Source organism: Serratia sp. JSRIV001 (assembly GCF_019968745.1).
Classification (GTDB): domain Bacteria; phylum Pseudomonadota; class Gammaproteobacteria; order Enterobacterales; family Enterobacteriaceae; genus Chania; species Chania fonticola_B.
The window spans coordinates 1340567-1360777 of record NZ_CP074147.1 but is presented as its reverse complement, the minus strand read 5'-3'; the positions used below and the strand labels follow the sequence as shown (position 1 = coordinate 1360777).

The 20211-nt window shown below is 56.9% G+C and carries 18 protein-coding genes; 6 read left to right on the top strand and 12 right to left on the bottom strand.

Translation table 11 applies throughout. From position 1 onward, the window contains the following. Nucleotide 1 precedes the first annotated feature (1 nt). The 3 genes from ispA (at nucleotide 2) to KGP17_RS06105 (ending at nucleotide 3883) form a co-directional block, all read left to right on the top strand. Entirely contained in the window at nucleotides 2-904 is a 903-nt protein-coding gene (gene ispA / locus KGP17_RS06115; RefSeq protein WP_059200010.1) for a (2E,6E)-farnesyl diphosphate synthase, read from the top strand. Nucleotides 905-925: 21 nt separating this feature from the next. Continuing rightward, nucleotides 926-2788, top strand: coding sequence for a 1-deoxy-D-xylulose-5-phosphate synthase (dxs, locus tag KGP17_RS06110; protein WP_209528349.1), 1863 nt, complete (start codon nucleotides 926-928; stop codon nucleotides 2786-2788). A 120-nt stretch (nucleotides 2789-2908) separates the two neighbouring features. Then, nucleotides 2909-3883, top strand: coding sequence for an aldo/keto reductase (locus KGP17_RS06105; protein WP_094981202.1), 975 nt, complete (start codon nucleotides 2909-2911; stop codon nucleotides 3881-3883). A gap of 148 nt (nucleotides 3884-4031) precedes the next feature. Here the strand turns inward: KGP17_RS06105 and thiL are convergent, their stop codons facing one another. The 5 genes from thiL to nrdR form a co-directional block, all read right to left on the bottom strand. Continuing rightward, entirely contained in the window at nucleotides 4032-5012 is a 981-nt protein-coding gene (gene thiL, locus KGP17_RS06100; RefSeq protein ID WP_223499039.1) for a thiamine-phosphate kinase, read from the bottom strand. 45 nt (nucleotides 5013-5057) lie between these two features. Continuing rightward, nucleotides 5058-5474, bottom strand: coding sequence for a transcription antitermination factor NusB (nusB, locus tag KGP17_RS06095; RefSeq protein WP_021180188.1), 417 nt, complete (start codon nucleotides 5472-5474; stop codon nucleotides 5058-5060). A 21-nt stretch (nucleotides 5475-5495) separates the two neighbouring features. Continuing rightward, a complete protein-coding gene (ribE, locus tag KGP17_RS06090) occupies nucleotides 5496-5966 on the bottom strand; it encodes a 6,7-dimethyl-8-ribityllumazine synthase (protein ID WP_021805495.1) in 471 nt (156 codons plus the stop codon). A gap of 120 nt (nucleotides 5967-6086) precedes the next feature. Next, nucleotides 6087-7193, bottom strand: a complete 1107-nt coding sequence (gene ribD, locus KGP17_RS06085; protein ID WP_094981204.1) for a bifunctional diaminohydroxyphosphoribosylaminopyrimidine deaminase/5-amino-6-(5-phosphoribosylamino)uracil reductase RibD — start codon at nucleotides 7191-7193, stop codon at nucleotides 6087-6089. A 10-nt stretch (nucleotides 7194-7203) separates the two neighbouring features. Further along, complete coding sequence (nrdR, locus tag KGP17_RS06080) at nucleotides 7204-7653, bottom strand: transcriptional regulator NrdR (protein WP_021180191.1); 450 nt, start codon at nucleotides 7651-7653, stop codon at nucleotides 7204-7206. A gap of 196 nt (nucleotides 7654-7849) precedes the next feature. Here nrdR and KGP17_RS06075 point away from each other — a divergent pair, with 196 nt between their 5' ends. Then, a complete protein-coding gene (locus KGP17_RS06075; RefSeq protein ID WP_037375327.1) occupies nucleotides 7850-8392 on the top strand; it encodes a DUF3251 domain-containing protein in 543 nt (180 codons plus the stop codon). Nucleotides 8393-8442: 50 nt separating this feature from the next. On the opposite strand, the gene ttrA is transcribed toward KGP17_RS06075, so the two are convergent. Genes ttrA through ttrB form a run of 3 tightly spaced genes read right to left on the bottom strand, consistent with a single transcriptional unit; the run spans nucleotide 8443 to nucleotide 13308 of the window. Further along, a complete protein-coding gene (ttrA, locus tag KGP17_RS06070) occupies nucleotides 8443-11526 on the bottom strand; it encodes a tetrathionate reductase subunit TtrA (protein WP_223499038.1) in 3084 nt (1027 codons plus the stop codon). After that, nucleotides 11519-12577 carry a tetrathionate reductase subunit TtrC gene (ttrC, locus tag KGP17_RS06065; protein ID WP_021805499.1) on the bottom strand — a complete coding sequence of 353 codons (1059 nt, stop codon included), beginning with the start codon at nucleotides 12575-12577 and terminating at the stop codon, nucleotides 11519-11521. Before ttrC ends, ttrA begins: the two co-directional genes overlap by 8 nt. Beyond that, entirely contained in the window at nucleotides 12574-13308 is a 735-nt protein-coding gene (gene ttrB / locus KGP17_RS06060; RefSeq protein WP_021805500.1) for a tetrathionate reductase subunit TtrB, read from the bottom strand. The genes ttrC and ttrB overlap by 4 nt, the downstream gene beginning before the upstream one ends. Nucleotides 13309-13479: 171 nt before the next feature. On the opposite strand from ttrB, the gene ttrS reads away from it, so the two are divergent. Continuing rightward, on the top strand, nucleotides 13480-15219 hold the full coding sequence (ttrS, locus tag KGP17_RS06055; protein WP_371822179.1) for a tetrathionate respiration histidine kinase TtrS: 1740 nt from the start codon (nucleotides 13480-13482) through the stop codon (nucleotides 15217-15219). Then, complete coding sequence (gene ttrR / locus KGP17_RS06050; protein ID WP_223499036.1) at nucleotides 15194-15808, top strand: tetrathionate respiration response regulator TtrR; 615 nt, start codon at nucleotides 15194-15196, stop codon at nucleotides 15806-15808. The genes ttrS and ttrR overlap by 26 nt, the downstream gene beginning before the upstream one ends. A gap of 56 nt (nucleotides 15809-15864) precedes the next feature. Here ttrR and secF read toward each other — a convergent pair whose 3' ends face one another. From secF to tgt, 4 genes are read right to left on the bottom strand one after another with little or no spacing between them, the layout of a single operon-like run. After that, nucleotides 15865-16833, bottom strand: coding sequence for a protein translocase subunit SecF (gene secF / locus KGP17_RS06045; protein WP_024483920.1), 969 nt, complete (start codon nucleotides 16831-16833; stop codon nucleotides 15865-15867). A gap of 10 nt (nucleotides 16834-16843) precedes the next feature. After that, nucleotides 16844-18691 (bottom strand): protein translocase subunit SecD, encoded by a 1848-nt coding sequence (gene secD, locus KGP17_RS06040; protein WP_071683027.1) that lies wholly within the window; start codon nucleotides 18689-18691, stop codon nucleotides 16844-16846. 25 nt (nucleotides 18692-18716) lie between these two features. Next, entirely contained in the window at nucleotides 18717-19049 is a 333-nt protein-coding gene (gene yajC, locus KGP17_RS06035; protein ID WP_021180200.1) for a preprotein translocase subunit YajC, read from the bottom strand. Nucleotides 19050-19082: 33 nt separating this feature from the next. Beyond that, nucleotides 19083-20207, bottom strand: coding sequence for a tRNA guanosine(34) transglycosylase Tgt (gene tgt / locus KGP17_RS06030; protein WP_021805505.1), 1125 nt, complete (start codon nucleotides 20205-20207; stop codon nucleotides 19083-19085). Nucleotides 20208-20211: the final 4 nt, after the last annotated feature.

Sequence of the window (20211 nt, the reverse complement as noted above, 5' to 3'; positions counted from 1 at the left end):
GATGTCTGAGTTCCACGATCAGTTACAGGCCTTCCATCAGCGCAGCGATCGCGCACTGCTTGGCTATATCGCTCCGCTGCCGTTCAATGATGGCAAAATGGTTGAGGCGATGCGTCACGGCGCCTTACTGGGCGGTAAACGACTACGGCCTTTCCTGGTTTACGCCACCGGGCAAATGTTTGGCCTGAGCCTGGAGAATCTGGATGCCCCAGCGGCGGCGGTGGAATGCATCCATGCCTATTCGCTGATCCATGACGATCTGCCAGCGATGGATGACGACGATCTGCGCCGCGGCCAGCCAACCTGCCATATCAAATTCGGGGAAGCTAACGCGATTCTGGCGGGCGATGCCCTGCAAACGCTGGCTTTCTCGATCCTGGCCGACGCAGACATGCCCGATGTAGCCCTGCGCGATCGGCTGGCGATGATTTCCGAACTGGCCAAAGCCAGCGGCGTTGCCGGTATGTGCGGTGGCCAGTCGCTGGATCTGGAAGCCGAAGGTAAGCAGATCGATCTACAGGCACTAGAACAGATCCACCGCCATAAAACCGGCGCGCTGATCCGTGCCGCGGTTCGCTTGGGGGCTTTGGCCGCCGGTGAGCCGGGCCGTGCTGCACTCCCTGAACTTGACCGTTACGCGGCCGCCATAGGGCTGGCGTTTCAGGTGCAGGACGATATTCTCGACGTCGTGGGCGAAACCGAAAAAATCGGTAAGCGCCAAGGCTCCGACCAACAGCTTGGCAAGAGTACCTACCCTGCACTACTTGGGCTTGACAGCGCCAAGTTAAAAGCGTGGGATCTCTATCAGGAAGCCTTGGCCGCATTAGACTCGTTGGCCACACAATCTTATAACACCGCACCGTTACGTGCATTGGCCAACTTCATTATTGAACGCGACAATTAACTCCTCTGATATGAGTACTGAATGAGTCTTGATATAGCCAAATACCCGACCTTGGCCTTAGCGGAAAATCCTGAAGAGCTCCGCTCATTGCCAAAAGAAAGCCTGCCGAAGTTGTGTGATGAACTGCGGCAATACCTGCTGGACAGCGTCAGCCGCTCCAGTGGCCACTTTGCGTCTGGGCTGGGTACCGTCGAGCTGACGGTGGCACTGCATTACGTCTACAACACTCCTTTCGATCACCTGGTTTGGGACGTTGGCCATCAGGCTTACCCACACAAGATCCTGACCGGTCGGCGTGACCGCATCTCGACCATCCGCCAGAAAAACGGCCTGCACCCTTTCCCGTGGCGCGCCGAAAGCGAATATGACGTGTTGTCCGTTGGCCACTCTTCAACCTCGATCAGCGCGGGTCTTGGTATGGCCGTGGCCGCCGCGCGTGAGGGCAAAAACCGCCGTACCGTCTGCGTGATAGGCGACGGTGCCATCACCGCAGGCATGGCGTTCGAAGCCATGAACCACGCTGGCGACATCACCCCGGATATGCTGGTGGTGCTGAACGATAATGAAATGTCGATCTCCGAAAACGTCGGAGCGTTGAATAATCATCTGGCGCAGCTGCTGTCTGGCAAGCTCTACTCCACGCTACGCGAAGGCGGCAAGAAGGTACTCTCCGGCGTACCGCCGATCAAAGAACTGCTCAAGCGTACCGAAGAACACCTCAAAGGCATGGTGGTCCCCGGCACGCTGTTTGAAGAGCTGGGCTTTAACTACATTGGCCCGGTAGACGGGCATGACGTGCAGGGATTGGCCGCTACGCTAAAAAACATGCGTGACCTGAAAGGCCCGCAGTTACTGCATATCATGACCAAGAAAGGCCGTGGCTATGCTCCGGCAGAAAAGGATCCGATCAGCTTCCACGCGGTGCCAAAATTCGATCCGGCCAGCGGCACCCTGCCAAAAAGCGCTGGCGGCCTGCCAACCTATTCCAAGATCTTTGGTGAATGGCTGTGTGAAACGGCGGCCAAAGACAGCCAACTGATGGCGATCACGCCAGCCATGCGCGAAGGTTCCGGCATGGTGCAGTTCTCTCGTGACTATCCGCAGCAATATTTCGACGTGGCGATCGCCGAGCAGCATGCGGTGACTTTCGCCGCCGGATTGGCGATCGGCGGTTACAAGCCGGTGGTGGCGATTTACTCTACCTTCCTGCAGCGCGCCTACGATCAGGTGATCCACGACGTAGCGATCCAGGAGCTGCCGGTGATGTTTGCCATCGACCGCGGTGGGATTGTCGGTGCAGATGGCCAGACCCACCAGGGCGCCTTTGATCTTTCGTTCCTGCGCTGCATCCCTAACATGGTGATCATGACGCCAAGTGATGAAAACGAATGCCGCCAGATGCTGTACACCGGTTATCACCATAACACGGGCCCAAGTGCGGTACGCTACCCACGGGGCAACGGTACGGGTGCAACGCTGGAACCTCTGGCCCCATTGCCGCTCGGTAAGGGCATCGTGCGTCGCGAAGGGGAAAAGATTGCCATCCTCAACTTTGGTACCCTGTTGGCGGAAGCCGCTCAGGTCGCCGAAGCGATGAACGCTACGCTGGTAGACATGCGTTTTGTCAAACCACTGGACGAACAGCTGGTGCTGGAAATGGCCGCCAGCCACGAAGTGTTGGTGACGCTGGAAGAGAACGCCATTATGGGCGGCGCTGGCAGCGGGGTTAACGAACTGCTGATGGCCAAACGTCGTGTCGTGCCCGTACTGAATATTGGCCTGCCGGATGAATTTATCCCACAGGGCGGCCAGGAAGAGATCCGCAGCGATCTGGGCCTGGATGCGGCCGGTATTCAGCGCCAGATCGAAACCTGGTTGGCATGATTTAACCAAAAGGGCGTCCCACTGGGCGCCCTTATCAATCCCACCCTTCAACGCCACGCCCATCATTTCTGCATCATTTTCCGCTACAGTTATTTTTTGAACGGTACACAGGAGAGAGGCATGAAATATCTAAAGTTAGGTAACACCGATCTCAACATTTCCCGCATCTGTTTGGGTTGTATGACCTATGGAGAACCCTCACGTGGCAACCACGCCTGGACGCTGCCAGAGGAAAGCAGCCGCCCGTTGATCAAGCAGGCGCTGGATGCGGGCATCAACTTCTTTGATACCTCCAACAACTATTCCGATGGCAGCAGCGAGGAGATCGTTGGCCGGGCAATGCGCGACTTTGCTCGCCGCGACGAGGTGGTGATTGCCACCAAAGTCTATAACGCCATGAGCAACCTGGAGCGCGGCCTGTCACGCCCCAAGATCATGCAGTCGATCGACGACAGCCTGCGGCGTTTGGGTACCGACTACGTCGATTTACTGCAAATCCACCGTTGGGACTATGAAACCCCGATCGAAGAAACGCTGGAAGCCCTGCATGACGTAGTAAAAGCGGGTAAAGCACGCTATATCGGGGCCTCTTCGATGTACGCCTGGCAGTTTGCCAAGGCGCTGTACACCGCCGATCTGCACGGCTGGACACGTTTTGTCAGCATGCAGGATCAGTACAACCTGATCCAACGGGAAGAAGAGCGCGAAATGCACCCGCTATGCGCCGCCGAAGGGATTGCCGTACTTCCCTGGAGCCCGCTGGCTCGTGGCAGACTCACACGCCCCTGGGGCGAAACTACAGCGCGTCTGGTCAGCGACCTATATGGCAAAACCTTGTATGACGCTACCGAAGGGGTTGATGCCCTGATTGCCGAGCGCGTAGCCACTATTGCTGAAGAGCGCAGCGTTTCGCGAGCGCAAATCGCCCTGGCATGGCTGCTGAGTAAACCAGTGGTTACCGCGCCGATTATTGGTGCCTCACGCAGCGAACACTTGGTCGATGCCTTAGCCGCCGTTGATCTGGAGCTAACATCGCAAGAGATTGCAGAGTTAGAAACGGCCTATGTGCCACATCATGTGGTCGGCTTTGAATAGCAACTGAGGCGTACTCAAAAATGCAAAAACCCGACTGGTGAGGTCGGGTTTTTGCGTTTCGGCCGATACTCTGACCAGGGTGGTAGAACTATCCCTAACTAACAGTCTCAGTATGAGACCAAAGAGACTCATACCGCAATACTAATGGCTATTGAGCGGCACCGAAGTGATCGTAACCACTCCAAGGCAGTTCAACCTCTTGCTGATCGCGGTAGAACTTCATCCCTTCAGATTGCGGGCCAATCTGGCCAATACAGGTGTAGTCCGCACCTAAATGGCTTAATGCCACTTCCAGCGCACCCCGATTGATCTCTGGCACGGTGAAGCACAGTTCATAATCTTCACCGCCGGTCAGCGCCCAGCGCAACGCCTGATCTTCATCGGTATTGCTGGTCAGCGTCTGCGACAGCGGCAACTCATCCAGCTCGATACGGGCACCGCACTCAGAGGCGTTCAGCACGTGTCTCAGATCGGAAATCAGGCCGTCGGAGATATCGATCGCCGAGCTAGCCAAATCACGCAGCGCCTGGCCTTGCAGCACACGCGGATGCGGGCGCAGATGGCGCGCCAACAGATATTGTTGAGCAGCCCGATCGCTCACTTGCAAACGATCCTGCAGGATTGCCAGCCCGGCGGCGCTGTCGCCCAGCGTACCGGTCACGTAAATCCAATCGCCAATGCGTGCGCCACTGCGGGTTAGCGCCCGCCCGACCGGGATATGGCCGTGGATCGTCAACGTCATGCTCAGCGGGCCACGGGTGGTGTCACCGCCAATCAGCTGCATGCCGTAATAATTCATCTGTTCGAACAGGCTATCGCTAAACGCCTTGAGCCACTCTTCGTCCACTTCCGGCAACGTCAACGCCAGCGAAAGCCACGCGGGATCGGCGCCCATTGCCGCCAGGTCGCTCAGGTTAACCGCCAGGGCTTTGTAGCCGAGATCGGCGGGATCGATATCCGCCAGGAAGTGAATACCCGAAACCAGGGTATCGGTACTGATGGCTAAAAGCTGTTTTTCCGGCACTGTAAGCAGTGCGCAGTCATCGCCAATGCCGAGCTGTACGTCGCGGCGCACACTTTTGAACCGGTCAAAATAGCGGGCAATGAGATCAAATTCGCCACATGCCATAATTGGTCTTCCAAAGAAGTAAGGCCGGTTTCCCGGCCTTACATTTTATTTTTTCCTACGGATGCTGGGGGCTGCTTTATCCAGCACGCCATTGACAAACTTGTGGCTATCTTCTGCGCCGAAGGTTTTCGCCAGTTCGATCGCTTCGTTGATGGCCACTTTGTAAGGGACGTCTTCACGCATTTTCAGCTCGAACAGCGCAATGCGCAGTACGGCTCTTTCCACCTGGCCCAATTCTTCGAGCTGACGCGACAGGAAGGGGGCCATCAGGCCATCCAGCATACCTGCGTTGACTGCCACACCGGACAGCAGCTCACGAAAATAGGCGACGTCAACATCTTTGACATCCTGCTCCGTCAGGAACTGGTGTTCAACATCGGCAATGTCATTTTTAGACAACTGCCAAGAGTAAATCGCTTGAACAGCGCACTCACGAGCGCGACGACGAGCAGCAGGTTTCACGGAATTCCCCTTAAACTAAATTCAGGCTTTAATAGCTTTGATTACATTAATCATTTCAAGTGCGGTCAGGGCGGCTTCTGCGCCTTTGTTGCCCGCTTTGGTGCCGGCACGCTCGATCGCTTGTTCGATGCTTTCGGTGGTCAGCACGCCAAAGGCAACCGGGATCTCGGTATTCATGGAGACTTGGCCCAGACCGGAGCTGGCTTCGCCCGCCACATACTCGAAGTGCGCGGTGCCCCCACGGATCACCGTACCCAGAGCAATCACCGCATCATATTTGCCGGTGTTAGCCAGCACGCGTGCGGTTAATGGCAGCTCGTAAGCGCCTGGGACCCAAACAACGGTGATGTTGTCATCAGCAACCTGGCCGATACGCTTCAGTGCATCAATGGCACCTTGCAACAGGCTGTCGTTGATGAAATTGTTAAAACGTGCAATTGCGATCGCCACACGGGCATTTGGAGTAGCAACAACACCTTCGATAACTTTCATGGGCTTTCCTTAAAAATGGGTTCAATACCCCGCAGGGGGGCGGATTCTATCATATTCTTTGCCCGCCTGCGCGGCGCTTTTGTAAAACGCGGCTGCACCGGCAGGTAAAGGTTATATTCTCTATTTGGCGGTTAAGCGCAGGCGCAGATCGGGGCCAATCTGGCGCACCTCGCTAAAGACAAACTCCGGCGCATCGGCCAACTGCGTCAAACCCGGCAGTTGGCACAGCCCGCGGGCATTATCCCCCAATAATTTGGGCGCGATGTACACAATGAGCTCATCCACCAGCCCGGCCTGCAGCAGCGCACCGGCAAGCTGTGCGCCCGCCTCGACCCAGATGCTGTTCACCTGGCGTTTGGCCAATTGCATCATCATCACCACCAGATCGATACCGCCGCCGTGCAGTGGGAAGGTTAATTGCTCCACGCCCGCAGGCCAAACCCGATCGTCTGGCTGCTGGCGTGCCAACCAGGTCATCCCCGGTTGCTGCACGACCCGGTGCTGCGGCGTAACCCGATTCTGGCTGTCTAGAATAATCCGCAGCGGCTGACGTAGGTTGTCACGCGGGTAAATCTGCTGGGTTTCACTGCTCAGTTCATCCCAGCGCACCGTCAGCGCGGGATCGTCGGCCAACACGGTCGCGCTGGTGCTGAGGATCGCCGAACTGGCCGCCCGCAGCTCCTGTACATCCCGCCGGGCCTGTGGTGAGGTGATCCATTGGCTTTCACCCGAGGCCATCGCCGTACGGCCATCCAGTGAAGCGCCCAGCTTGAGCTGTACATAGGGAAACCCGGTGCGCATACGCTTGAGGAACCCCAGATTGACCGCTTCCGCCTCTGCCAGCATTACGCCGTGGCGCACTTCGATACCCGCCTGTTGCAGCTTGTATAGCCCACGCCCGGCAACCTGCGGGTTGGGATCTTGCATGGCGGCAACCACGCGGCTGACTCCCGCGGCAATCAAAGCATCTGCACAAGGTGGCGTACGGCCATGGTGGCTACAAGGTTCCAGCGTGACATAGGCCGTGGCCCCCCGCGCCTTTTCCCCCGCCATGCGCAAAGCGTGCACTTCCGCATGCGGCTCACCGGCCCGCAAATGGAAACCTTCACCCACAATGCTGCCATCGCGCACGATAACGCAGCCCACGTTCGGGTTCGGCGTGGTGGTAAAACGCCCCAGGCGCGCCAGCTCAAAGGCGCGCGCCATATAGAATTCGTCGTTTTGCATGCGGATCCTGTTAATCCTGCAGTTTGGCGATCTCTTCGCCGAATTCGCGAATGTCTTCAAAACTGCGATATACCGAAGCGAAGCGGATATACGCGACCTTATCCAGCTTCTTCAACGCATCCATCACCAGGTTGCCGACCATTTTGGTGGGCACTTCACGCTCGCCGGTAGCACGCAGCTGGGATTTGATGTGGTTGATGGCGTTTTCGACGTCGTCGGAGCTGACCGGGCGCTTTTCCAGCGCTTTCAGCATGCCACGGCGCAGTTTATCTTCGTTGAACGGTTCGCGAACCTCATCACTTTTGATCACTCGTGGCATTACCAGTTCGGCCACTTCAAAAGTGGTAAAACGTTCATTACACACCAGACATTGGCGACGACGGCGCACCTGCGATCCATCACCCACCAGGCGGGAATCAATCACTTTGGTATCAACGGCAGCGCAGAAAGGGCAATGCATAACTCGTCCTGATAAGCGTTTACATAGTTGAGCACAGTTTACCCCGAACTAACGCCACAACAAAGACCGCCGGGCATTTGTTGCGAATTGCGTCCATCATTGAGTAATAAAGCACCCCTAAAAGGCACTGGACATGACTTTGGCCAGCGATCGGTCTAAGCTGGTAGCCAGTGTGATTGAAGAGGAAATTGCCGTTATGACAATCCGTTATCGTCAGGTTTGTCTGCTCACCGCCATGATCCTGCTGGCCGGTTGTGCACAGAACCGCGAAGTGCCGAAACTCACCAACCAGGTGGTTGAGCTGAAACAGGTGCTGGGGGAGTTGACCGAGCAGGCGACCGCCCTGGAGCGCCAAAATCGGCTTAACCAAAGCTCAACCAGCGGCGTCTACCTGCTGCCAGCCGCCAATAATGCCGCCAGATTACACAGCAGCGTGGGTGAGCTTAGCCTGTCGCTCAACTATGTGAAGAGCGAGGCCAACGGCAGCCAGGCAATACTGTATGTGCGTACGCTCTCAGGCCAATATCTGCCAGGCTTTACCGCTACGTTGGAGTGGGGCCAGCTGGATGCCGCAACCGGTATGCCTCTGACCGCGCAGGCGCAGTCGCAACAAATTCAGAGCGCCAGTTCGCTGCTGCCAAAAACCGAGCAAATCTTTGAACTGCGCCTGAGTGGCGTAACGCCATCGCAACTGGGCTATATCCGTGTGCATAGCATAGAGCCCATTGCTCAACGTTGATACGACGAGTCACCCAATCCCCGCTGTTCACGGGGATTGGGCCAGCAAGATTAACCCAAACGCTGCAGCTTTGCTGGTAACCCCTGCCGTACCGCCGCCCCGCTGACCCAGTCCAGCCAGCTATTGCCGACTTCGCGAGTCGGATCGGCCAATCCCAGATCGTTGAGGTTGATCCCTGCGGCAATGCGTGGATCCGCCGCCAATGCCTGCCCATCCAGCGAATGAACCCTTGCCCCCATCTCTCGATGCCCATAGCCATGTTCAATGGCAATCACACCCGGCATCACCCCGTCGAGCAAGCTGATTTGCGCTTCCACGCTGCCGCCCGGCGTCTGCAACCTGACCCGGTCGCCATGTTGTAGCCCATAGCGCTCGGCATCTAGCGGATTGAGCGCGACCAGATTAACTGCCTTCACGGCCCGCAAACGCTCGATAGGAGCAGTTGAGCTGCTCATCAGGTGCGACTTGAACGACATCAGCCGGAACGGCCACGCCTCGCTCGGGTAGTGCTGCGCCACGTCGGAGCCGTCGGCAAAACGTGGTGGATAATAGGTTGGACAGCCGCTATAGCGCTCCCCGGTCATGGCATGGCGATGGCGTGCCACCTCTTCATTCCAGATATTCAGCCCCTGCTTCCACTGCGGACCGGTCGCCTCCCCTTGCCAAGCCTGCTCATGAGGCGCGAAACGGCCACCACGCGCCAGCACATAGCCCACCCGCAGCCGCTCGTCCGGTTTCAACACCTGATTCAGCGCCGGTTGCAGACGATCAACGCCGGTCAGGCGCAGCTCGCTCTCCGTCGCCTCAGGCACTGGCTCACCGGCAAACGCCACGTTGGCCGCTGCACGCAGGTAGTAATCTTCGGCACAATGCAGCCCGCAAGGGTTACCTTGCGCATCCTGCAACGCCCCGTCGCCGAATCCCGGCAGCCCCATGGCCTTCGAGAGCGCAATAACAAAGCTCTCCAGCGCGATCGGCTGCCCATCCGCCGTCTTGGCTGTTCGCGCAGGCACCACTGGCCAACGGGCGGTACTGGCCTTGACCATTACGCCAGACCAAGGGGAGGTAAATCCCCAACTTTCAAAGTTATGCGTATCCGGCACGATATAGTCCGCCAACGCGCTGGTTTCGTTAATAAAGGCGTCGACGGAAATGAACAGCGGCAGATGCTGCGGATCCTTCAGCCTGCTCTCCACCACGTCGCGCAACCCAGCTACACCATAGAGCGGGTTGCCCATGTGATTGATCCAGGCTTTCAGCGGATAAGGGTATCCCATCAGCGCCGGAGCTAGCTGCTCGGTAAACTGACCAGCCACAAAGGGATACCACGGCCCCCGCGCCGGATAAGGATTGACACCTTGTTCCACCTTGCGGCGATATTCATCTGACTTTTCGTACGCCTGCTTACTGCGCGACAGCACCAATCCTTTCGGCTTCACCATCTCACGGAAAGTGGCGAGATTGTAGCGTGGCCCTTCGGCAAACTCCTTGAACTTGCCGCCGCCTACTGAAACGCCCCCCTTGAGATTAAGGTTACCGATCAGCGCATTGAGCATCATCACCGCCCAGCTGCTATAGAAACCGTTGCCGCTCATCATACCGCCATGGGAGATCACTGCCGCCTGCCGCTGATAGGACGTAAACTCCTTGGCCAACGCCGCAATGGTTTCAGCGCTAACGCCACACTGGGCGCTGTATTCAGCCAGCGTAAAGCGTTGCGCCGCCAATTGTAGACAACGCAAGCTGGAGCGCACCCGTACCGATGAGCCATCGGCCAGTTGAACCTGCTGCTCAACCAGCAGTTGTCCACGCATGGCCTCGGTGGCGGGTATTGGTTCGTTTCGCTGTGCGTCCCACACCAAGGCAGGGCTTTCCTCATCACCGCCAGCCCCACCTACCAGATGTGACTTACGCAGGAACTGGCCGCACAGAGGATGATCGTCATCGATCACCACCAGATGCGTGGCATTCGACCAGCTTTTTTCACCGGCCGCCTGCATGGCCGCCTCTGCGGGTAACGCCAGATAATCGGCGTTATAACGCTCCTGGTCGATAATCCAACGGATCATGCCCATCGCTAGCGCTGAGTCCGTCCCCGGCAGTACCGGCACCCAGCGGTTATGATCGTTGGCCAGCGTGGTGGTTAACGGCAGCGCCGGGGCTACCACCACATAGCGGAACTCATCGCGCAGGCGGGCATTGGCTAACTGACGCCCCTGCCGTTTGAACGGGTTACCGGACTGTGCGGGTGACGTCCCCAGAAACAGTGCAAAGCGCAGATGATCCCAGTCGGGTTTCACATGGGCGTTTTTGTCCAGATCGCCCATCAGCGCTCCGGAACCGGCCCGATAGGCTAGACCACAGTAAGCGCCATGATGGCCGAAGTTGCGCGTGCCAAAGGCGTTTTGTGCAAAGCGTTTGATAAAGGTATCCCGCCCCTCATCACCTGCGTTGGTGACCAGCAGTTGGTTAGCCTTCGGCCCAAGCGTTGGCTGTGCCGGATCGAGCGGCGTTTGCAGATCGCGGATGGCACGTAATCCCTCCACTGGCCCTTCACCAAACAGATCGCCGCCTTCAACCACTTCCTTGATCAGTTGTTCAAAACTGATGCGCTGCCACTGCCCGCCACCGCGCGGCCCTACCCGTTTCATCGGTTCCAGCACCCGGTAGGGGCTGGTCAGCCCTTCCAGCAGAGTAGCACCGCGAGCACAAGCGGTTGAGCGCTGTTCCAGACCAGCATCACCGCCTAGCCGGTTGAGCGCATCACTCACGGGCAAACGATAAGGAAAATGATGATCGTGCGACAGCGGATGATAAGGGTTACCCGCTACGCGCAGTATCTGATTGCTGTCACGATCGACCCGCACCCGTAGGCCGCACAGCGTCCAGCAGCCAAAACATTGCGTCATGGAAACTGCCTGCTGCGGATTGGCCTGCCAGCCTTCGGGATGTTGGCGGCCTTCTGGCGGTAACGCATTGGCACTGATCCGGTCCAGCGTCAGTTTTCCACTGCTGCCGTCACGCAGGCCGGTAAACACCTTCTGCACCATTTCGCTGTAGCTGGCACCAAACACGGCCAGCCCACCCAAAGCGAGCCCGCCTTTCAACCACTGACGACGCGTTGACTTAGCCATAGCGTTTTTTCTCCATCAACCCATGCTGTAATTCACGAACCCCGATGATCAATGCCAGCCACAGCCCGAAGGTTCCGAGGATGGCCAATAGCCCCTCGCTGCCGAGCGGTAACACATAGGGGTTGAACAATATATTGAACTTGGGCAGTGTCTGGGTTTGCATCAGCAGCATCCAGCGCACGCCCCAACAGAGCAACAACGCTGCCACGCATTGTGCTAACAGACCTGCCGTCCCTAGCGCCCGATGACGCGATCGCCAAGCCGAAACCAGCAATAGCAGGATCAAGACAGCAAATGTGCTGCCAACCCATGACCAAGCGCTCCCCTGGGTGGGTAACTGACGCAACGCAGCAGCGGAGTCACTACCGTCCAACCACCAGCCCAGGCTGGAGAGGCACAGCAACAGCAGAGAGATCCCTTGATAGCGTGCCAAGCGCGATTGCCATTGCGGTTCGTGACGTAACCAGTAGGCCAGCATTGGCGGAACGGCCTGCATAGCGGTGAGCAGCAATAGCCAAGGCAACCACAGGCTGTACCACAACGGTTGTGAACGCAGCACGGACACTTCGCGGCCGGTATAGAGCAAGATGCTGACGGCTGAAAGCAGCGTGGCCAAGGCTATCCAGCGCAACCATTTCTCTTCTTGCCAAGCGGGCCAGATCTGTAACCAGCGCGCCCAAAATGGCAGGGCTTTTGCCCTCAGTTGGCAACGCAGCAGCAAAATGAAATAGGCCATTACCAGCAAGGTAAACAGCGGCAAAAACACCGAGCCAAGAGACATCCACGACCAAGGTGCAAAATGGGCATAGAAGTGCCAGATTCGAGCGGGCTGATGTAAATCCGCACTCAGAGCCAACGGAGCCACGGTGCCGCTCACCACCGCCAACGAAACGGCGGTCAACTCCAGCCGAGATGCCTCAGACGCTGAACGCCAGCGTAGCCAGGCCGCAATGGCAATGCTGCTACATGCCAGGCCGATGAAAAAGAAATACTGTACCGCCCAGGGCAACCAGGCGATCTCCTGTGGGCGAGCCATCACTTCACGGATCATGAGTGTACCTCCTGCCACAGCGCCGGTTGTCCCCGGACATGGCTGACAAAAGCCTCATCCAGCCCCAGATAAAACACCTGCGGGTGCGTCCCCTGCTCGGGTTTCAGCACCTTTAGTTCCCCTCGATGCTGTTCCAGCATGCGCCTTAAAGTGCCTTGTTCATCGTTGAGATCGCCAATCATGCGCGCACCGCCGACGCAGGATTCCACGCAGGCAGGCAACAGTCCGGCATCCAGGCGGTGGACGCAGAAGGTGCATTTATCCGCGGTTTGGGTTTCATGGTTGATAAAGCGCGCCTCATAGGGGCAGGCTTGCACACAGTAGGCGCAGCCGACACAGCGCGTGTTATCAATCACCACAATGCCGTCCTCACGCTGGAAGGTCGCCTGTACCGGGCAGACCGGCACGCATGGCGGGTTATCACAATGATTGCACAGGCGCGGTAGCAGCACGTTGGTGGGGATACGCTGGCTATCCGTGACGACCTGATACTGCAGCACACTGGTGCGAAACTGCCCCTGCGGCAGCTGATTTTCTATCGCGCAGCTAACCGTGCAGGCCTGGCAGCCAATACAGCGGCGCAGATCGATCAACATTGCCATACGCTTTTTGCCGTCGCCTTCACGCCGCTCGGGTTGCAGCTGCCAGCCGGAGTGCGCCAGCGGTACCAATGCGGCTCCTGCGGTCAGGACACCGAGGCGTTGTAAAAATTGCCGTTTTCCACTATCCATTGATTTCTCCCAAAAAGTATCAACCGGGGAGCTGATACAAAGGAGTGTAAAAGTGGCGTACGACCGCCCATATTGTGGTTTACCACATTCCCTACTGCGGCTTGATCCAGGACAATTCCTGCTGGCGATCGAGATCATAAAAATGGAGATGATGTGAAAAAGGCAGTACTGATGATCTTGCTATGCGGTTGGTTGAGCCCGGCCTTGGCGGGGCAATGGACTATCGCCGTGCTGGCATTACGCGGCGATACACATGCGCTGGCCCAATGGCAGCCGTTAATTAACCATCTTAACCGTCAGTTCCCAGACGAAAGCTTTCAACTGTTGCCGCTGAACCTGGCCGATATGGGGGAAGCCGTCAGCAACGGCCAGGTCGATTTTCTGCTCACCAACCCGGCGCAGTATATTCAGTTGGACAATAGTTATCCGTTACGCTGGTTGGTGTCCTTACGCTCCGGGAAAAATCAGCAGAACGCTTCAAACAACGTAATAGGCAGCGTGATATTGGTACGCCGCGATAGCCCAGTAATCAACGCCGATCAGCTCACCGGAAAAAAAGTGGGCGCGGTCTCCCCTGACGCCTTTGGCGGCTATCTTCTGGGCTATAAGGAACTGTTGGCCGCCGGCGTACATCCGGAAAAAGATCTGCAACTGCACTTCAGCGGTTATCCGGTGGACGCCCTGCTTTATCTGCTGCGCGATCGGGCACTGGACGCGGCCATCGTGCCGGTTTGTCTACTGGAAGAGATGGAGAAAGAGGGATTACTCAAAGCCAATGATTATCGTGCCCTGCTGGCCAAACCCAGCGCACAGCCCTGCCTGACCAGTAGCGTGCTTTATCCCAACTGGTCGTTTGCTGCCTTGAACCACGTCCCCGATCCCCTGGTCGACGAGCTGACCCGCCAACTGTTGCAAATGGATACCCCAGGTCTCCCTGCCTGGGGCGCTCCCGCCTCATCTCGCCAGGTAGATCAATTGCTGCGCGATCTGGATCGCCATCCGGCACAGCGTTCACTCTGGCAAGAGATACACAGTTGGGCATTGCAACATCTGCTCCTGCTTGGCGCGCTCGCCGGGGGCATGCTACTGCTTGGCACTAACCACCTGTGGATCGGCCACTTGGTACGCCAGCGTGGGCGCGAGCTAGAACAAATGCATCTGACGCTGCGGGCCAGAGAAGCGGCGCTAGCCCGGGCGCAACGTCTCAGCACTCTGGGTGAGATGGCCTCCGGCTTTGCTCACGAACTTAACCAGCCTCTGGCGGCAATACGTCACTATGCCGAAGGCTGCCGTATTCGCCTTGAACGCAGCGATCCGCAGCACGAGCTGTTGCCGATCCTCGAACAGATTGGCCAACAGGCGCAGCGCGGGGCAGAAATCATCGTCAATCTGCGCCAATGGGTCAACAAAACGCCACACCATGAGAGCGCACAATGGCTAACGCTGCGCCCCCTGGTGGAAAACGTCATCAAGCTGATGCGCATCGAACAGCATTACCCTCAGTGCCAGTTGGCCATCATCATCGCCCCGAAAAGCCAGTTGTTTAGCCAGGCCACGCTGTTGGAGCAGGTGCTCACCAACTTGTTAAGTAACAGTCTGCAGGCCGGTTCACAGCAGATCACCCTGAGGCTGGAAACCGATGGCGATCGCCAGACGCTGATACTGGAAGACGATGGCGGCGGCCTCAGCGCCGAACAGTTAGCACAGCCGTTCGTGCCTTTTCGCAGCACTAAATCTGAAGGTCTTGGCCTGGGGCTGGTGATCTGCAAGCGGCTGCTAAGGAGCCAGCAGGGGGAGCTGACGCTGGAAAATTATTCGATATCGCCACAACGGCAGGGGCTACGCGTTACCCTGCTCTTCCCTGGGATCAAAAAGGAAACACGCCATGGCGCTGATACATCTGGTCGATGACGATCTGGCAGTCACCGACGCCAGCCGCTTTTTACTCGAAGGGTTGGATTACCGGGTGAAGATCTGGAACGACAGCCAAAGCTTTATCGACCAAGTCGACCCTTACCAATGCGGCGTCGTGATGCTGGATATTCGCATGCCGGGGATCGATGGGCAGCAAATCCATCAGCGGCTACGCGAGCGGGAAAGTACGCTGGCAGTAGTGATCGTTACCGGCCATGGCGATATCGCCATGGCGGTAGCAGAGATGAAATTGGGGGCGTTGGATTTCCTGCAAAAGCCGATTGCCACCGCACCGCTGATCGCCGCGTTGGAACGGGGGATCGCCCATTCTCAACGCCAAGTGGAGCGCTACCAGTTGCAGCAGCGTTACAGTACGCTAACCTCACGCGAGCGTGATATCGCCAGCGCCGTTGCCGCCGGTATGACCAACAAGGCCATTGCCGATCGTTACTTCGTCGCCGTACGCACCGTAGAGGTACACCGCTCTAAAGTGATGGAGAAGATGCAGGCCGCCAGCCTGGCGGAATTGGTGAGCTCGCTGAATCTGTTGGCGACCCAGGAGCAAAAAAAATGCCGGTCAGCGTAAACTGACCGGCATCTGGTTCAGACGGTGTGTGGCTTATTCAGCCACACACCGGGCAATCACGGCAGGATCGAAGGCTGATCGGCGCCCTCTTTCTCCACTTTCTGCTGCAGCATGTGTTCGCGTTTCATACCCAGTTTCAACGCCAACGCAGAGGCGACGTAGATAGAGGATATGGTACCGATAGACACACCGATCAGCATGGTCAGGGAGAAGCCCTGCAGCATCGCGCCGCCGAAGATGTACAGCATCAGAACCACCATCAGCGTAGTGGCGGAGGTCATGATGGTACGGCTCAGCGTCTGCGTCAGCGAGACGTTCATGATTTCGTAAGGCGTACCGCGACGGATCTTGCGGAAGTTCTCACGAATACGGTCAGATACCACGATACTGTCGTTCAGCGAGTAACCGATCACCGACATCAAGGATGCCACGATGGTCAGGTCAATCTCGATATGGAACAGCGACAGCACGCCCATGGTGATGACCACGTCGTGCGCCAGGGCGATAACGGCCCCCGCGGCCAAACGCCATTCAAAACGGAAGCCCACGTAAATCAGGATACAGATCAACGCCACCAGCAGCGCCATGCCGCCGGTTTGTGCCAGTTCTGCCCCTACGCTCGGGCCAACGAATTCAATACGCTTGACGGACGCATTCTTATCGACCGATTCGTTGATCACGCCAATAACTTTGTTACCCAGTTCCTGGCCTGCAGTACCGACCGCCGGTGGCATACGCACCATTACGTCACGGCTGCTGCCAAAGTTCTGGATAATCGGGTCCTGGAACCCGGCTTTTTCCAACGTATCGCGCATCAGGTCCAGATTCGCGGGTTGTTCCAGAGTAATTTCAATCACCGTACCACCGGTGAAATCCAGACCCCAGTTAAACCCACGCACGGACATGGTGGCGATCGACGCGACCAACAGCACCAAAGAGATGCCGAAGGCCACGTAATCCCAGCGCATAAAGTCATAGACTTTACGGCCGTAGTTGAGTTGTTCAACAGTATAATCCTGTGCCACAACGCACTCCTCAGATAGACAGCTTGTTAATGCGCTTGCCGCCGTAAAGCAGGTTGACGATGGCACGGGTACCGACAATCGCGGTGAACATGGACGTCGCCACACCGATTGCGGTGGTAATTGCAAAGCCCTTGATCGAACCGGTACCGACTGCGTACAGAATGATCGCGGTGATCAACGTCGTAACGTTGGCATCAACGATACTGGAGAACGCGCCTTTATAGCCCTCATGGATCGCCTGCTGAATGGATCGCCCATTCTTCAGCTCTTCCTTGATACGTTCGTTTATCAGTACGTTGGCGTCAACCGCCACCGCGAGCGTCAGCACGATCCCGGCAATCCCCGGCATGGTTAGCGTCGCCCCTGGTAACAGAGACATCACGCCAACGATCAGCACCAGGTTAGCCATCAACGCGGTAGAGGCGATCAGGCCAAACTTGCGGTACCAGACCACCATAAAGACGATCGAAGCCACCAGGCCCCACAGGCAAGCTTCCAGGCCCTGGGTGATGTTCTGTTGCCCCAAGGTTGGACCTATGGTCCGCTCTTCCACGATCTGGATAGGCGCAATCAACGCACCGGCACGCAGCAGCAGCGACAGCTGACGTGCTTCGTTCGGGTTGCTGATACCGGTGATACGGAAGCTGTTACCCAGACGTGACTGAATGTTCGCCACGTTGATCACTTCCTCCTGCTTCACCAGCACGGAACGGCCGTTGGCATCTTTCTTGCCGCTGTCTTTATACTCCACGAACAGCGTCGCCATTGGCTTGCCAATGCTGTCTTTGGTGAAGTTGGACATGGCAGTACCACCAGCGCTGTCCAGCGAGATATTGACCTGCGGCTGGTTGTACTCATCGGTGCTGGAGGTGGAGTCTGTAATGTGGTCACCGGTCAGGATAACACGCTTGTACAGCACAACCGGTTGGCCTTCACGGGTGTATTTCACCTCGGAGTCACCCGGCACACGGCCATTGGCCGCAGCGGTCGCATCCGCGTTGGTATTTACCAGCCGGAATTCCAGCGTAGCGGTCGCACCCAAAATTTCTTTGGCGCGCGCGGTATCCTGGATACCCGGCAACTCAACGACGATACGATCGGCACCCTGGCGCTGTACCAACGGTTCGGCAACGCCGAGCTGGTTAACACGATTACGCAGGATGGTAATGTTCTGCTGCACCGCATACTCACGCGCTTCGCTCAGGCGAGCGTCGGTCATCGTTGCTTTCAGGGTGTTGGTGCCGTTGGCAGAAAGCACCAGATCGCGCTGACGTGGCGTCATGTAGCTGATGGCTTGATCGCGAGCGGCATTGTCACGGAAGCGGACTTCCACGCCGTTGTTGTCCAACTTGCGGATCGCAGCGTAAGGAATGCCCTTTTCACGCAGTTCGCTGCGCAGGGTATCCATGGTTTGTTCTTGCAACTTGCTCAGCGCGGTGTCCATGTCGACTTCCATCAGGAAGTGCACGCCACCACGTAAATCCAGACCCAGCTTCATCGGCTCAGCGTTGAGCATCGCCAGCCAGGCAGGCGTTGCCGGGGCAAGGTTCAATGCGACGACATATTTGTCACCCAGCTCCGCCATCAAGGCTTCACGGGCGCGCAGCTGAACGTCAGGATCTTTAAAGCGAGCCAGGATGGCGCCGTTTTCCAGCGCAATCGACTTGCTCGCAATATTGTCTTTTTCTAATACAGAACGGACTTGGTCCAGCGTAGTTTCACTGGCGGCGACTCCGCGCGCGCCAGTGATCTGTACGGCCGGATCCTCTCCGTAAATGTTGGGAAGCGCATATAGCAGTCCGACGAGGATCACCACGATCAACATCAGATACTTCCACAGAGGATAACGGTTTAGCACGGCAGTTCCCTTAGGGAAAACAAAATTACAGGGCCTTCATAGTACCTTTCGGCAGAACGGCCGCCACGAAGTCACGCTTGATCATCACTTCCGTGGTGTCATTCAGCGCGATGGCAATGATACCGGTATCTGCCACTTTAGTGACACGGCCAATCAGGCCACCGGTGGTCAACACTTCATCACCCTTGCCGATGGAGTCCATCAGTTTTTTGTGCTCTTTAGCACGTTTCTGCTGTGGGCGCAGGATCATGAAATAGAAAATCAGGCCAAACACCACCAGCATAATGATCAAAGAGTACGGGCTACCCTGAGATGGAGCCCCTGCTGCTGCCACTGCATCGGAAATGAAAAAGCTCATTAAAATTCCCTCATTAAATTTTCAATTATTAATTCAAGCGTTTAAAGGTGGTATCGGTTTACCGATCCGACCATAAAAATCCGCCACAAACAGCTCTAATTTACCCTCTTCAATGGCCTGGCGTAAACCCGCCATCAAACGTTGGTAATAGCGCAAGTTATGGATGGTGTTCAATCGGGCACCGAGAATTTCGTTGCAACGATCGAGATGATGCAAATAGGCACGACTATAATGGCGACAAGTATAGCAGTCGCATTCACTGTCCAGCGTGGAGGTATCATCCTTGTGCTTGGCATTACGGATTTTTACCACACCGTCCGTCACGAACAAATGGCCGTTACGGGCATTACGCGTTGGCATCACGCAGTCGAACATGTCGATGCCGCGACGCACGCCTTCAACCAGATCTTCCGGCTTGCCAACCCCCATCAGATAGCGTGGCTTATCTTCTGGAATTTGTGGGCAAACGTGTTCAAGAATGCGATGCATATCCTCTTTTGGCTCACCTACCGCCAAACCGCCCACAGCGTAACCATCAAAGCCGATCTCCACCAGCCCTTTTACCGATACATCACGTAAATCTTCGTAAACGCCGCCTTGGATAATACCGAATAACGCATTGTTGTTATTCAGTTCATCAAAACGCTGGCGGCTGCGCTGCGCCCAACGCAGAGACATTTCCATCGAACGCTTGGCATAGTCCCAATCCGCCGGGTAAGGCGTGCATTCGTCGAAAATCATCACGATGTCAGACCCCAGGTCGTACTGGATCTCCATCGATTTTTCCGGGCTGAGGAACACCTTATCGCCGTTGATTGGGTTACGGAAATAAACGCCTTCCTCTTTAATCTTGCGCATCGCCCCCAGGCTGAACACCTGGAAACCACCGGAGTCGGTCAGGATCGGCCCGTGCCACTGCATAAAGTCATGCAGATCGCCGTGCAGCTTCATGATCTCCTGCCCTGGGCGCAGCCACAGGTGGAAGGTGTTACCCAACAGGATCTGCGCACCGGTGTCTTTCACTTCTTCCGGCGTCATACCTTTGACCGTGCCATAAGTCCCCACCGGCATAAAGGCCGGGGTTTCCACTACGCCACGCTCAAAGACCAGGCGGCCGCGACGAGCACGGCCATCGGTTGTCTGTAATTCGTACTTCACAAAA

Excerpts from the sequence above, each read along its gene's own strand:
- ispA (WP_059200010.1), top strand. The coding sequence starts at position 2 with ATGTCTGAGTTCCACGATCAGTTACAGGCCTTCCATCAGCGCAGCGAT.
- dxs (WP_209528349.1), top strand. The coding sequence starts at position 926 with ATGAGTCTTGATATAGCCAAATACCCGACCTTGGCCTTAGCGGAAAAT.
- KGP17_RS06105 (WP_094981202.1), top strand. The coding sequence starts at position 2,909 with ATGAAATATCTAAAGTTAGGTAACACCGATCTCAACATTTCCCGCATC.
- thiL (WP_223499039.1), bottom strand. The coding sequence starts at position 5,012 with ATGGCATGTGGCGAATTTGATCTCATTGCCCGCTATTTTGACCGGTTC.
- ribE (WP_021805495.1), bottom strand. The coding sequence starts at position 5,966 with ATGAAAGTTATCGAAGGTGTTGTTGCTACTCCAAATGCCCGTGTGGCG.
- ribD (WP_094981204.1), bottom strand. The coding sequence starts at position 7,193 with ATGCAAAACGACGAATTCTATATGGCGCGCGCCTTTGAGCTGGCGCGC.
- nrdR (WP_021180191.1), bottom strand. The coding sequence starts at position 7,653 with ATGCATTGCCCTTTCTGCGCTGCCGTTGATACCAAAGTGATTGATTCC.
- KGP17_RS06075 (WP_037375327.1), top strand. The coding sequence starts at position 7,850 with ATGACAATCCGTTATCGTCAGGTTTGTCTGCTCACCGCCATGATCCTG.
- ttrA (WP_223499038.1), bottom strand. The coding sequence starts at position 11,526 with ATGGCTAAGTCAACGCGTCGTCAGTGGTTGAAAGGCGGGCTCGCTTTG.
- ttrC (WP_021805499.1), bottom strand. The coding sequence starts at position 12,577 with ATGATCCGTGAAGTGATGGCTCGCCCACAGGAGATCGCCTGGTTGCCC.
- ttrB (WP_021805500.1), bottom strand. The coding sequence starts at position 13,308 with ATGGATAGTGGAAAACGGCAATTTTTACAACGCCTCGGTGTCCTGACC.
- ttrS (WP_371822179.1), top strand. The coding sequence starts at position 13,480 with ATGATCTTGCTATGCGGTTGGTTGAGCCCGGCCTTGGCGGGGCAATGG.
- ttrR (WP_223499036.1), top strand. The coding sequence starts at position 15,194 with ATGGCGCTGATACATCTGGTCGATGACGATCTGGCAGTCACCGACGCC.
- yajC (WP_021180200.1), bottom strand. The coding sequence starts at position 19,049 with ATGAGCTTTTTCATTTCCGATGCAGTGGCAGCAGCAGGGGCTCCATCT.